Raw genomic sequence first — 13,665 nt, 5'->3', positions numbered from 1 at the left:
CCCTTCGAGCCGCCCACCGCGCAGAGGAGCCCCCGTGAAGCGTGCCGCCACCCTGACCGCCCTGGTCTGCCTGCTCGCCGTCACCGCCGCCGCGCCCGCGTCCCCCGACGCGGGCCGGCGCGCGGACACCGGGGCGGCTGCCCCCGGCGACGCCCGGTCGGGCGCCCGGCCGGACCGGCACCACGGGACCCTCCTCGACTCGGTCCCGAAGAAGGCCGTCCTGAAGGTCTGCACGACCGGCGACTACGCCCCCTTCACCAAGCTCGACCCCGCCGATGGCACATACAGCGGCGTGGACATCACGATGGCGCGCGACCTCGCCGAGAGCCTGGACGCGAAGCCGAAGTTCGTCGCCACGACCTGGGCGAACCTGACCAAGGACGTCGCGGCGGGCCGCTGCGACATCGGTGTCGGCGGCGTCTCGATCACGCTGCCGCGCGCCCGCCAGGTGTACTTCAGCGAGCCCACGCGCGAGGACGGCAAGACGCCGATCGTGCGCTGTGCCGACAAGGGCAAGTTCGGCGCGGGCGCGCTCGCGGACATCGACAAGCCGGGCACGAGCGTCGTCGTCAACCCCGGCGGCACGAACGAACAGTTCGCCCGCGCGCACATCAAGCAGGCGACGATCAAGCTCCACCCCGAGAACACCACGATCTTCAAGGAGATCATCGAGGGCCGCGCGGACGTCATGATGACGGACGCGAGCGAGACGCTCTACCAGTCGAAGATCCACCCCGAACTGTGCTCGCTCCACCCCGACAAGCCCTTCACCTTCTCGGAGAAGGCGTACGCGACGCCGCGCGGTGACGACCAGTTCAAGGAGTACGTCGACCAGTTCGTGCACCTCGCCACGCACGACGGCACGTATGCGCGGTACGAGGACGAGTGGATGAAGTGAGCCGGGGCGCGCGGCGGGCGCCCGCACCGGTCTACTGCCGTCGCGTCGGCACCTCCTGAGGATTCCTCGGCACCTCCTGAGGATTCGGCGGACGCGGTTCCCACGCCGCCGTGAGCAGGGACGTGGACGCGGCCCGCGCATAGCGGGCGGTGGCGAGCCACGCCTCGGCGTAGGCGCGCGGATCGGCGGGGAGCAGCCGGCCGAGCACGTCGTGGCGGCGGTCGGCCGCGGCGTCGGTGAGCCGTTGCGCACAGGCGGCCCCGGTGGCGAGCCCCACCGCCCTCAGCCTGCGCGGGAGTTCGCCCCCGGTGTCCAGCGCGGCGACGGCACGACCGCCCGCCACGGCGCGGTCCACGGCGCGGCGGAGCACGCCGAGTTCCATGGGGAGTGCCGGGGGCTCGGTGGGCCCGGTGGCGGTCGGATCAGCTTCGGCCGCCCTGGGCGGCTGGCTCGGGAAGTGGGTACGGTCCAGGCGGCGCAGGCCCAGGTCCGCGCGGTACAGCGTGTCGTCGCGACCGGGCCAGGCGGCCGCGAGGACGAGGATCCCACCGGGCCTGTCCGGCGCGGCCCGGCCGATGACACGGACGGGCAGGCCGTGGCGGGCGGCGATGAGACGCAGGTTCTCGGCGTACGGCAGCTCCGGACGCTCGTCCGGGGCGAGCAGACGCAGGACGGGACCGTCGACGACGGCGAGGTCGCCGCCCGCCGTGACCGCTCCGCGCAGGAAGAGGAGGTCGCCGCCCGCGGTCGTTCGCTCATCGGCGGGAGTGTCCAACCAGGCGAGCGCATCCGTCAGTTGCGCATGCGGTGCGCGCTGCCACAGTGCGTCGAGCGGATCGTCGTGCCAGGTGGTGCCCGGGGCCGGGACGGAACGCACCTTGCCGCCGCCGCCGATCCTGCCGTCCCGCGACACCGTCGGCGCGGTGAGGATCGCCCCGCCGCCGTCACCGAGCTCGCGCAGCGAGAGGGCGCGGGCGCCGGGCACGGCGGAGCCCGCCGCCCTGCCGACCCGCTCCGGTCCGCCGGGCGCCACGTCCGGCACGGTACGCAGACCGCCTTCGGGCGCGAGGGCGTGGGTGACCACTCCCGCGTACCCGGACGCGGTGACCACCGGCTCGGTGAACAGGCCGTACAGGCGCAGCGGGCGCTCGGGGCGGTAGGGGCGGCGGGCGGTGCCAATGAGGGAGGGGTCGGCATCGCCGGTGCCGGGGTGTGTCAACGTCCTTGTGGTGCCGAGGAGTTCCGCCAGTTCCGCCGTCAGTCCGGACAACCGGAAGCCGGGGTCGCCCGTGGCCGCCTCGCCGAGGAGCCGGGCCACGCGGACGGCCGCCGCGGAGGCCCGGTGCAGGCCCGCGATCCGGGCGGCGTGCGCGGCGTGCAGGAGCCGCGCCCGGTGGACCGCTCCCGCTCCGGAGATGCCGGCGACCAGGATCTCGGTGGTGGCGGTCAAGAGGGTGTGGGATGCGGTCAGTTGGGGTGGGGTGAGGGGGTGGTGGGGCTTTGGGGGGTCAGGGTCCACGGCCAGGTCCGGGTCCGGGTCCGGGGCCGAGTTGGTGCTGTTGCTCGGGCCGGGGGTGGAGTGTGCCGGGGTCTCCGGACCCGTCATGTCAGCCGGGGCCTCCGCGTCCGCAACGTCCTTGTCTGCCAAGGCTTCCGCCTCGGAAACGGACTCCGCCCCCGCCCCCGCCTCCGCCAGTGGTGCGAGGGACAGTACCGCGGCCCGGTGCAGGCAGGCCGGTGCCAGCAGGCATGTGCACGTCGCGTCGTCCGCAGTCGCGATGACACCGGCCGTGGCGGTCAGTGTCACCGTCGTGTCGTCGTCGACCCGGACCACGGCCCGGATCACGACGCCCGCACCGTCCCTGCTGACGTCGACCGGCCAGGACGCGGCCTTGGCGACGGTGGCGTCGGCACGTTTGCGCAGCCGCGCGGGGAGGGGATCGAGCGCGGCGGCCCACACGTCGGGTGCCACCGGAGGCAGCCCCGCCGAGCCTGTCACACCGAGCCCCTTCGGCCCTTCCGCCTCTTCGCGTACTTCTGTCACCGGGCCGTACCTCCCAAGCGTTCGCCCACCCAGCGGGCCAGTTCCAGTGGGCTGAGCGCCGCGACCGGCATGCCCGCGGCCACCAACTGCCCCGCCACACCCGCCGAGTAGCGCGGGCGCCCCTCGTCGTCGAGCGAGGCGCAGCCCAGTACGTGACAGCCCGCGTCGACGAGCGCGCGCACCTCCGACAGGATCGGTCCGACGGGTCCGCCCTCCTCGAAGTCGCTGACCAGCACCACCAGCGTGCGGGACGGCACCGTGACGAGGGTGCGGGCGTGCCGCAGTCCGCGCGTGATGCTGGTGCCGCCGCCGACCCGCACTTCGAGGAGCAGCCCGAGCGGGTCGTCCACGTGATCGGTGAGGTCCATGACCTCCGTGGAGAACGCCACGAAGTGCGTGCTGAGCGCGGGCACTCCGGCGAGCACGGAAGCGGTGAGCGCGGACCAGACGGTCGACGCCTCCATCGAGCCCGACACGTCCACGACGAGCACCAGCCGCCAGTCCGCGGCCTTGCGCGCCCGCGTACGGAACACCGGCCGCTCCGGCAGCACCGTCACCGCGCCCGTGGCCGGGTCGCGGCGCGCGGTCGCGAGATTGGCCCGCAGCGTACGGGCGAGGTCCAGCGGGCCGCCGGGCCTCGACGTCGGACGGGGATGGGCGAAGCCGGTGACGGCGGGCCGCAGACGGTGCGCCAGCGTCTCCGTCAGCTCCTTCACCAGCCGGGCCACCAGCGGTCTGAGTGTGGCGAGTTGGGACTCGGGCATGCCTCCCGCGTACGACAGGACCGTGCGCAGCAGCTCCACCGAGGGGCGTGCCGACGCAGGGTCGAGCTCGGCCGCGGCGTCGATGCGCCCGGCCTCGGCCGCCGAGGCGAGGACCTCCTCACGGATGCCCGGTCCGAAGAGCGCGGCCAACTCCTCCGACCAGCCGCGCACATCAGGGAAGGACGCCTCCGTGCCGCCCCCGGACCCGGGCGTACCGTCCTCGCCCCGGGACCCCTCGCCGCGCCCGGACCCGTACAACTCGTCGAGGGCGGTGGCCATCCGGCCCGCCCTGCCGGTCAGCCCCCGGGCCCTGCCGAGCAGGAGCCGCCAGCGCTCATGGGCTCCCAGGACGAGGGAAGTGTCCTGCTCCTGAATCGCCGGCGCGGGTGTGCGTGGGCCGTCGCCCGCGCCCTTCGTGGCGACAGCTGGTGCTCCGGAACCTCCGGGCGTCGGCACCGCGATCCCCGCCCGCGCCAGTGCCTCGCGTCCCGCCAGGTCGGCCTCGGCGAGGCGGGCGAGGAGGGCCGGGTCGGCGACCGTGGCGGGGAGGGCGTCCGCGGAGTGACCCGTGCGGTCCTCCACGGCCGCGAGCATCCGCGCGCGTGCGGCGGGCGACAGCGCGTCGAAGCCGGACCGCAGCGTGGGAAGCCGGTCGACGAAGGCGCGGTCGGCGAGGGACTCGACCCGTTCCATGAGGGGCCGCAGGGCCCGCGCGGTCTCCAGGAGCGGGCCCGCGGCGACCAGCGTGCCCCGCAGGAACGCGCCGAGGTCCGACCGCAGTTCGGGCGTGACCGCGCCGTCCACCCGGGAGGCGAGCCGCGTGCCGAAGTCCTCGGCGGCCCGCTGTCCGAGCAGCACCCGCGCCGCGCCCGCCGCGCCCCGGATCAGCGGGGTGCCGTCCGTGTCGAGCCTGGCCAGCGCGTCGGCGAGCCGCAGCCCGCCGCCCTCGTCGGCGGCGCGCAGCGCGAGATCGACCAGCGCACGGGCGTCGTCCACCTCCGTGGCGCCCGCGAGGCCGTCGAGCGCGCGCACGCCCGCCGCGCCGAGCCGCTCGCGCGCTTCGGCGATCTCGCCTGCACACCAGTCCACGGGCAGACCGGGCAGCCGGCCCGCGCCGACGCGGCCCAACAGGTCGAGGCCCGCGATGAGTTCGGGCAGCGTCCCGGACGCGGGCAGCAGGTCGGCCATCTCTTCGAGGAGCTCGGCCGCGAGCTCGGGCAGCGCGCAACCGGCCGCGTCCGCGAGGGCCGTGAGCACCTGGGCCGCGGTCGGACCGCCGTGCCGCACGTCGGTCGCGTGGCGGCGCCGCAGCACACCGGCCGCGGCCTGCTCGGGCGTCACGCCGTGGATCCCGGTGACCTCCAGCATCGCGGCCGTGGACGGCTTCCACTGAACCGTCCAGCGCGTGGTGAGCGCCGCCGTCTCGCCCACGCCGGCGACCTGGCCCTCCTCCCCGTACGGCACCCGGCAGACGGCGAGGCGGCGCAGCAGGACCTCGCGGCGCGCGTCCAGCTCGGAGCGGAGCGGGTCCAGGCGCAGCTCGCGGCGGGCGGGGGAGTCGGGGGTGGGCAGGGAGAGCTCGTCGAGCCGTGCCTCCACGGCGGGTCCGAGGCCCGAGCGCGGCGTCCCCGGGGCGAGCCGCCCGTGCCGGTCGCCGACGAGCACCTCCTCCATGGCCGCGGCCACCACCCGCCCCCGCCCCTGGAGCTGCCCTTGGGTCAGTACGGTCTGCGCGGCCTCGGCCAGCTCGCCCCGGCCCGCGGCGGGCAGCCCGCGCAGCGTCGCCAGGTCCCTGGCGACCCGCACGACCTCGCGAGCGTCGGCGGGCCCGCTCGGGTGCCCCGCCGCGCGCACGGCTGCGCAGATCCGCACGGCGGTGACGGTGAGCAGTTCGTCGATCCGCCCGGCCTCGCCCCCGGCCCGGAACACCCCGTGCTGCCACTCGGGATCGCGGATCCCCGCCGGATACCCGGACCGCTCGTCGAGCAGCGGATAGGAGTACGGGACGAGCGAGGTGGTCACCTCGGAGTCGTACGACGTGACGTGTGCCGTGATGTGCGTCGTGCCGTACGACGTGGTGGTGTGCCCGCCCGGCGCGCTGTCGCCGTCCGCCCCGGCGCCCGGTTCCCCGCGCCCGACCAGCGCGGGGGCGTGAAACGCGCCCACCACGGCCGCGGCGCGGCGCCCCGCGTGCTCGGCGAGCCTGCGGCGCATGTGCGCCTCGCGTGCCAGGTCGTGCGCCGAGACCTCGCCGGTGTCCGTCCGCAGCGCCCAGCCGACCAGGAGCGCGGCCCTGCGCAGCGCCTCCGCCGTGCCGCCGGGCGCCGCCGATTCGACGAGGCGGTCCCACAGGTCGTCCTGGGGTCGCAGGCCCGATCCGGCACGCAGCGCGGCGACGAGCCGGCCCGCCTCTGGCGCCGTGCCTCCGCGCTCGGGCACCGGAGGGAAGGCGTCGTCCCGCGCGGACTCCGCCTCCCGTGCCGCCAGCGGCAGGTCGAAGGGCAGCACGGGCACGCCCGCCCCGCGCGCCCAGCGGATCGCGGCCAGCTCCGGTGAGAACTCCGCGAACGGCAGGAACACGGGGCCGCCCGCCGCGCCGGTCCCCGCGAGTGCCACCGGCGGCACGGTCGCGGGGTCCCCGAGGTGCCCGAGCCACGGCCCGAACTCCTCGGGCAGCTCCACGAACAACACCTCGGGGTCCGCCGCCGCGAGCAGCTCGGGCATCGCGGACGCCAGCGCGGGGGAGTGGTGCCGCACCCCGATCAGCGACGGCGCACGGCACCCGGCCAGCGCGGCAAGCGCCTCCCCGGGCGCGTGGCCGGTGTCCGCCTCAGCCGAGGTCATCACGCAGCTCCCACAAGGTGCGCCACAGCCCCGCGCCGCTCTCCGCACGGCGCCGCACCGGGCCGTCCCAGTAGCCGAGCAGCCGCGCGTGGTCGGCCGGATCGTCCTTCCGCACGGTGCCGAGGAGATGGCCGGGCAGCGTGCGCGCGACGTCCCTGCCGTCGCCGAGATACGCGGCGCCGATGCCCATGGACGTGGCGACCTGGACCGCCTCCGCCGTCGACATGACCGTCGAGGGCCGCTCGACCTCCCAGCCCTCCGCGCTGCGGCCGGAGCGCAGGTCGCGGAAGGCGGTGACCAGCGCTGCGAGCACGGTGTCGTCCACGGCGAAGGAGGCGCCGGAGCGGGCCAGCGCCGCCGTGGCCTGCCGCCGCACGAGGTCCGTCTCCGCCTCCAGGTCGCCGATCGGCCCGACCGTCTCGAAGTTGAAGCGGCGCTTGAGGGCGGCGGACATCTCCGAGACGCCCCGGTCCCTGAGGTTGGCCGTGGCGATGAGGGTGAATCCCGGCACCGCGTGCACCGTGCCGTCCCCCGCGCCGTCTCCGTCGGAGCCCGCCAGTTCGGGTACCGAGACCCGGCGTTCGGAGAGCAGCGACACCAGCGAGTCCTGCACCTCGGGCAGACAGCGCGTGACCTCCTCGACCCGCGCAACCGCCCCGCGCGACATCGCCGTCAGGACCGGCGAGGGCACGAGCGCCTCGCGGCTCGGGCCCTTGGCGAGGAGCATCGCGTAGTTCCAGCCGTACCGCAGCTGGTCCTCCGTGGTGCCCGCGGTGCCCTGCACGGTCAGCGCACTGGTGCCGCACACGGCGGCGGCCAGCAGCTCCGACAGCATCGACTTGGCGGTGCCGGGCTCGCCGACGAGCAGCAGTCCGCGCTCGCCCGCGAGCGTCACCACGCAGCGCTCCACGAGCTGCCGGTCGCCCACGAACTTCCGCTCCACGACGAGCTGGCGCCCGTCAGGGAACCGCAGCGGCTCGCCGTCCGAACCGCAGACGAAGACCACCACCGCGCGCGGGGTGAGCCGCCAGCCGGGCGGCCGCGGCCCGTCGTCGTACGCCGCGAGGAACGCCAGCTCCCCGGCGAATCTGTCCTCGGGCAGCTCCATCTGCCGCCCACCGAGGTCGTCCCGCTTCATCGCCTGCCTCCGCCCCGGCCGCCTCGGCCGCTCCGTTCCTTGAACTCCTCGTAGCCCGGCTCGTCGCCGTCGACGACCCGCTGCCACGTCCGCGCGTACAGCTCGGGCACCGTGTGGTGCGGCACCACGGCACGCGAGCCCGTCAGCGGCAGCAGCGGTGTCTTCCAGCTCTCCATCGGCAGATACGGCGCCTTGAGGTCGAGCCAGCCGCCCGGCAGGAACAGCGAACGGCCCGCGCGGGCGCGCTTGGCCTCCACCACCAGGTCCGTGGCGGCCAGTTCGGCCCTTGCCTTCTTCAGCCGGGCCGACTTCCAGCCGGTCCACGCCGCCTGGCGGCGGTCCGTGGGGTCGGGCAGCGCGAGGACCATCAGATAGAGCACGGCCGCGTCCTCGGAGAGCCCGTGCCGCTCGCGCACGGCGGCGACCGCCTCGGGCGCGCCGATCAGCGGATGCTGCGGGGCCCCCGGCGGCCCGTCCGCCGTGAGCAGCGCGGTGAACTCCGCACCGAGCAGGGTGCGCAGGGCCGTCAGCGGCTCGGATTCTCGGGCGAGCCCGGCGAGCAGCCGCAGCGCCGGGTGGTCGGGTCCCGCGTCCTCGCCCGCACTCGGGAGGAGCGCGGAGGGGCGCACCCACACCGCGTCCCACTCGTGGCGGTACGACATGGGGGTGAGCACGATCGCGGGACCGGCGGTGACGAACTCCCGGTCGTCGGCGCCGCCGCGCGCGGCGAGACCGAAGGCTTCACGCACCCGTTCACCCGTGGCCTTGCCGTCCGTGCCCCAGCTGACCCGCAGATCGAGCAGCAGCCCGGGGTCGGCGAGCCGCTCGCGGAGCATCCGCAGCGTCTCGGGCAGCACGGCGCGCAGCGGATCGCCGTACGGCAGGCGGTAGGCGAGCCAGCGCAGCGTGGCCACGTACGACACCAGCGCGGAGCCCGTGAGCAGCGCGTCGGCGTCCACCGGCTTGAGTCCGTCGTCGAGCTTCTGCTCGGTGCGGCCGGTCAGTTCGGGACGTGTGCCGGGGTTGAGGACGTGGTCGAGGACCGGGCCGGGGCCCAGTTCGCCGACGACCAGGCCGACCAGCTCGGGCGGCGCGACACGGTGCCTGCCGCGCACGTCCACCCACAGCCCGGCCGCGTCGTCGAGATCGAAGCCGGTGCTCCACAGATCGGCGACGCGCTCGGGGTCGCTCGGGACGAGCGCGGCCGTGAACGCCTGGAGCTGTCCGGCCTCGATGTCCTCCAGCACGCTCCGGGCGGCCCGCGCCTCCGCGCTCTTGGCGCCGAGCGGCTTGAGGTACTCGGCGGGCAGCAGGGTATCCCGCCCGTACCCCCGAAGCCCCGGAAGACCGAGTTGCAGCAGGGCGCCGGCCACCGGGCTGACACCGGCCCGCTCGGCGAACTCCTGTGCCTGCTCCGGGCGGTAGGGCAGCGGCCCGCGCTCCCGTACGAGTGCGACGAGTCGGCGCAGCGCGGGCGCTCGGCGGGGAGCGTCCGGGGTGCCGTGCACCTCGGCCGAGGTGAGGGCGAAGCCGTCCCAGGCGCCGAACGCGCCCGCCGGGTCGTACTCGATGCCGTTCCAGTACGCGTCGTCGCCGTCCACCCGCTGGCAGGAGACGATCAGCATGCGGCGCTCGCCGGAGACGAGGACCTCGCCCACGCGCTCGGGGCGCGCGGACCGCGACGTCTTGAGCTCCACCACGCGCAGCCTGCCGCGGGGATCGACGAGGACCGAGTCGTCGTCGGCCCGCACCGCGAGGACCGCGTCGAGCAGTTCCAGGAGCGCCGCCCGGTGCGCGTCGTCCGTGGTCGGCGCGGCGGCACGGACGGCGAGTGCCGTCATGCCGGGCCCGGTCAGCGTCAGCCAGGCCACGGCCGTTCCGGAGAGGCCCAGCTTGCCCGCGGGGGTGCCGGCCCCCACCACCCGGCCGAACGCGGCGAGTTGCTCCACGGCGGTCGCGGCCTGCTCGTCGCGGCCGTAGTGGAACGTGGTGGAGAAGTGCCGCGAGCCCGTCAGGCCCTGCGTCGCGGCGCGCAGCACACCGTCGAAGGCGTGCCGCACCCGTGCGGTGTCCTGCTCCCGTGCCCCCTGCCGGTCGGCGTGCTCGGCGAGCGTGGCGATCCGCTTGGCGCAGCGCGCGGTCTCCTCGACCAGACCAGCTACGCCCCGCGCCAGCGAGGGATGGGTGAGCGCGGGCAGCAGCCGGGCCACGGCGGCCTCGGGCCGCTCGCCGCCCTTGACGGCCGCGAGCAGCGCGGCCGCGTCCGCGTCGGTCACGGCGCGCAGCGCGGCGGAGCCCCGCTCGTCACGCGGCCGCAGCGCGTGCCAGTACCAGAGCGGCGGGACGAACCGGGTGCCCGCCGAGTACGCGCTGCCCCGGTCGCCGGTCAGCACCCGGGCGACGGGCACGCCGTCCGCGTCGCGCAGCTCGACCACCGCGTTGTTCCAGCCCTGCCGCACGGGGTGCAGCACGGCACCCGCGGGCAGCCGCAGCGGCGCCGCGGGCAGGCCGTCGCCCGTCGCGGGGCCTTGGCTGCCGTCGACGGAACAGGCCGTGTGGGTCCCTGCCCGCTCGTCGTACGTCACCCACCAGCCGAGCAGCCCGTCCTTGCTGCCGAACGGCGAACCCTCCAGGCCCGCCTGGACGGGCAGCAGACGGCAGGCCTTCTCGGCGAGGCGCGTGCCGCGTCCCGGCACGTCGGAGGTCCCGTCTGCCGCACCGGCTCCGGTCCCGGCGAGCGCCGAGTCGAAGAAGGCGGGCACACTGGCGCGGCCGCGGCGCGCCGAAGCCGGGTCGTACTCGTGCCAGCGGTCCTCGTGCAGCACCCAGTACGAGACGCCGTCCGACGCGATCTCACGGCGCTGCTCGGCGAAGGAGGTGTCGCCGGGGTGCACGGGCCGCGCGCCGTAGCTGCGGCCGCCGCCGGGCAGCGGGAGCGAGACCGTGCCTGCGTGGTACCAGCCGTCCTGGAGGCCCGCGGGCTTGAACACGTCGGCGGGGTTCCCCGACCAGGTGGCCCGCCGCTCGTTGCCGTACCCCGAAGCGACCAGCCACTGGCCGTCCACGAAGCGCACCGTCGGCTCGCCGTGCTGCGAGGTCTTCGCGGGCAGGGTGAGCGTGCGCTGTTCGAGGACACCGTCGGGGCCGGCGAGCACGGCCCGGGTGCCGGCCCGGACGACCAACGCGGGCCAGGCGTCGGCGCACTTGTACCCGTCCCCGTACGAAGAGGACCACTGCGGAGGGTGGGCCGCGGCCTTGGCGGGGTCACCGAGCGCTTCGACGGCCTCGTCGAGCGCGGGCCAGCCGAGCTCGTCCAGGATGCCCGCGCGCAGCGTCCTGGCGAGGACGGGAGCGAGGTCGAAGGAGACGATGCGGCCGACCGCTTCGGGCGCGGTGGCCAGCACCGACGGCTTGGAGAACCGCGCGACGCCGCGCAGCAGTTCGTCGAGTCCCGGCAGCCCGACCGGGCGCGCGAGATCCGCGGCGCGGTCGGCGAGCCAGCTCGCGAGCACCGTACGCAGCGCCGGGTGTTCGGCGAGCCTGGCCAGGCGCGCGGAGGGAACTGCCGCGGGGCCGTCGGCGAGCGAGAGGCTCTCCACCGCCTTGTGCAGGAGCGGCACGAAACGGGCGTCCGAGGTGACCGCCACCAGGTCCCTGCGGCCCTCGCCGTCGTCCTCCAGCCAGTTCCTGAGCTCCAGGTTCTCCGCGCTCGCCGGTGGGTCGGCGACCGGAACTCCCGCCGCGAGGACGGCATCGAGCAGATCGAGGTCCACCTCGGAACGCCAGCCCTCGTCGGTCACCAGGGGCACCGGGGTGCCGTCCGCGATCAGCCTCGGCGCGAGGCGCTCCACCAGGGCCAGCTCGGCGGAGAGCCGGGCCGACTGGCGCCAGCCGCGCTGACGGTGGCGCGCCCAGGAGCCGAGCCACTCGGCCGCGCCCACCGATCCGTCGAGGAGCAGGCCGACGGCCCCGCAGGTGTCGAGCAGCGCGAGCCACGCCTCGTCGAAGGCCTCCGTGGCGTCGCCGCCCGCCGTCGGCATGAGCGTCAACAGCCGCCGCCGCACCGCGGGTTCGGCCGCGGCGAGCTCGGCGAGCGCGGGCAGCGCGGACTTCCAGAAGCTGCCCGCCGCGCGGGTCATCGCACCGGAGTGGATGATCTCCGCGAGCAGCGAGATCTCCTCGGCGCGCGCCGTGAGCCCCGCACCGCGCGCGAGGCGCCGCAGGTCCTCCAGCATGCCGGCGTACGGCGCGATGCCCGCCGCGCACCGCTGCGACGACAGCGTCCTGAACTGCTCGTACGCCTCCTGTCCCGAGAGCCGTGCGGCGAGGCCCTTCGCGTGCTCGCGCAGTACCTTGCCGCTGAGCGCGCCCGCCCCCGCGAACTCCAGGAACACCTCGCGCAGCCGCGCCTCGTCGATGTCGAGCGCGTGCCGCTGCTCGGCCGACCGCGCCTTCCCGAAGAACACTGAGGCGTGCTGCCGCGACTCGGCGGCGAGGAAGAGCCGCGCCACCTGTTCGTAGTACGTCGGCAGGAAGTGCGGCACCGAACGGTCCAGGCGGTCCCCGATCTCGTCGAAGCCCTCCTTGGCCTGGCCCGGCTTGCTCGTCACCAGGCGGGCGAGCCGCTCCATCTCCTTGACCACGGCGAGCGCGTGCCGCCCGTTCGCCGGGTCGTTGACCAGTGCCCAGGCCGGGAAGCCGAGCGAGCGGCGGCGCACCCGGCCGACCGTCGTCGAGGTGCCGCCGCCGAAGCCCAGGTACTCCAGGGCGAGATCCTCGGCGGGCCCGATCGCCTCGGGTACCAGCCGGACCACCGTGCGCCCTTCGAGCACCGGGTGTCCGTACGCCCGCGCGGTCAGCGTGTCCCCCTCCGCGGGCGCGTTGCCGGTGTCCCCGGACGCCGCTTCCGCATCCGTCCGCGCCCGGTCCCGGAGCGGCGGCAGGACCGCACCCGCCTCCAGCAGCCGCTGCTCCGCGCTCACAGCTCCCCCTCCTCGTCCTCGTTCTTGACCACACGGCCCGCGTACACCGAAGCGGCCATGCGGAGCCCCTCCGACCAGGCCACCGGGCCCACTTCACCGATCGGCAGCCGCCGCCCGCCGTCGACCCGCCACTCCAGGCCGCCGGTGTACGCCTCGGCCTCCGGGTAGTCGTCACCGATCCAGTACGCCGCCTCCAGGGCGCGGCCGTCCTCCGTGAGCGGGCAGATCGCGTAGCCCCCGCGCACGCGGTAGCCGTACGACACCGCGCGTGCGGTCGCGTGCCGCAGCTCCTCGAACTTCGCGTCGGCGTACGCACCCCACTCCAGGGCGGTGCCCCCGGCCGTCTCCGGGCGCTGCCAGACCTCCCGGAACAGCTGCTCCAAGCCCTGCTCGACGCCGAGCTCCGTCGCGAACTCCCGCAGGTCGTCGAGGTCTTCGAGGAGCACCGGGTGCGGGATCAGGACCTGCTCGCAGTCCAGGCGGACCGAGTCGCCGTCCAGGTCGACGATGCCGAGGCCGCGCTCGGGGTCGGCGTCGCGCAGGAATCCGGCACGGTCCGCCTCGGCCCTGCCGTCCGCGCCCACCGGCGCCACGACCAGGTCCCGCAGTGCCCCCTGCCAGGCCTCGTCGGGCCATACCCGCGCGAGCAGCCCGACCGGGACGGGCAGCGAGCGCACCAGCCAGGCGTCCACCTGGGAACGGCACTCGTGCTCGTGCCGTTCGAGCCATTCGGCGAGCTGGCGCAGCCGCACCACCTCCGCGTCGTCGCGGAGCTTGGCGGGAACCTGCTTCAGCGCACGGCCCGCGGCGTTCCTGCACCGCACCCGAGTGCCGTCCAGGGTGACCGCGTACCCACCCGTTGTTTCGACCCAGCCCATGTCAGGACCCCTCCCGGACCTCTTGCCTGCTCTGTCGATCACAGTAGGTGAGGGGTCTGACAATCGATTTCCAGCCGGTGGGGAGAGGGGGCCTCGGACCGGTGGGGAGGCGGCGTC

At 75.4% G+C, this 13,665-nt stretch carries 6 protein-coding genes; 1 reads left to right on the top strand and 5 read right to left on the bottom strand.

Going from position 1 to position 13,665, the window contains the following annotated elements; genetic code table 11:
• Positions 1–34 precede the first annotated feature (34 nt).
• Positions 35–898 (top strand): transporter substrate-binding domain-containing protein, encoded by an 864-nt coding sequence (locus tag ACIO9J_RS04670; RefSeq protein ID WP_401992422.1) that lies wholly within the window; start codon positions 35–37, stop codon positions 896–898.
• A 31-nt stretch (positions 899–929) separates the two neighbouring features.
• Here the strand turns inward: ACIO9J_RS04670 and ACIO9J_RS04665 are convergent, their stop codons facing one another.
• From ACIO9J_RS04665 to ACIO9J_RS04645, 5 genes are read right to left on the bottom strand one after another with little or no spacing between them, the layout of a single operon-like run.
• Entirely contained in the window at positions 930–2,942 is a 2,013-nt protein-coding gene (locus ACIO9J_RS04665; RefSeq protein ID WP_401992420.1) for a hypothetical protein, read from the bottom strand.
• The gene (locus ACIO9J_RS04660; RefSeq protein WP_401992418.1) at positions 2,939–6,550 is read right to left on the bottom strand and encodes a DUF5682 family protein; all 3,612 of its coding nucleotides are present in this window, start codon (positions 6,548–6,550) and stop codon (positions 2,939–2,941) included. The genes ACIO9J_RS04665 and ACIO9J_RS04660 overlap by 4 nt, the downstream gene beginning before the upstream one ends.
• On the bottom strand, positions 6,537–7,688 hold the full coding sequence (locus tag ACIO9J_RS04655) for an AAA family ATPase (protein WP_401992415.1): 1,152 nt from the start codon (positions 7,686–7,688) through the stop codon (positions 6,537–6,539). Before ACIO9J_RS04655 ends, ACIO9J_RS04660 begins: the two co-directional genes overlap by 14 nt.
• Positions 7,685–12,670, bottom strand: coding sequence for a hypothetical protein (locus ACIO9J_RS04650; RefSeq protein ID WP_401992412.1), 4,986 nt, complete (start codon positions 12,668–12,670; stop codon positions 7,685–7,687). The genes ACIO9J_RS04655 and ACIO9J_RS04650 overlap by 4 nt, the downstream gene beginning before the upstream one ends.
• Positions 12,667–13,548 carry a DUF4132 domain-containing protein gene (locus tag ACIO9J_RS04645; RefSeq protein WP_401992410.1) on the bottom strand — a complete coding sequence of 294 codons (882 nt, stop codon included), beginning with the start codon at positions 13,546–13,548 and terminating at the stop codon, positions 12,667–12,669. Before ACIO9J_RS04645 ends, ACIO9J_RS04650 begins: the two co-directional genes overlap by 4 nt.
• Between the last annotated feature and the right edge of the window lie 117 nt (positions 13,549–13,665).

The sequence above is a fragment of the Streptomyces sp. NPDC087300 genome (assembly GCF_044744425.1).
In the GTDB taxonomy this organism is placed as follows: domain Bacteria; phylum Actinomycetota; class Actinomycetes; order Streptomycetales; family Streptomycetaceae; genus Streptomyces.
Note: the sequence above shows the minus strand (reverse complement) of the source record. Positions and strands in the feature narration are given on the sequence as shown.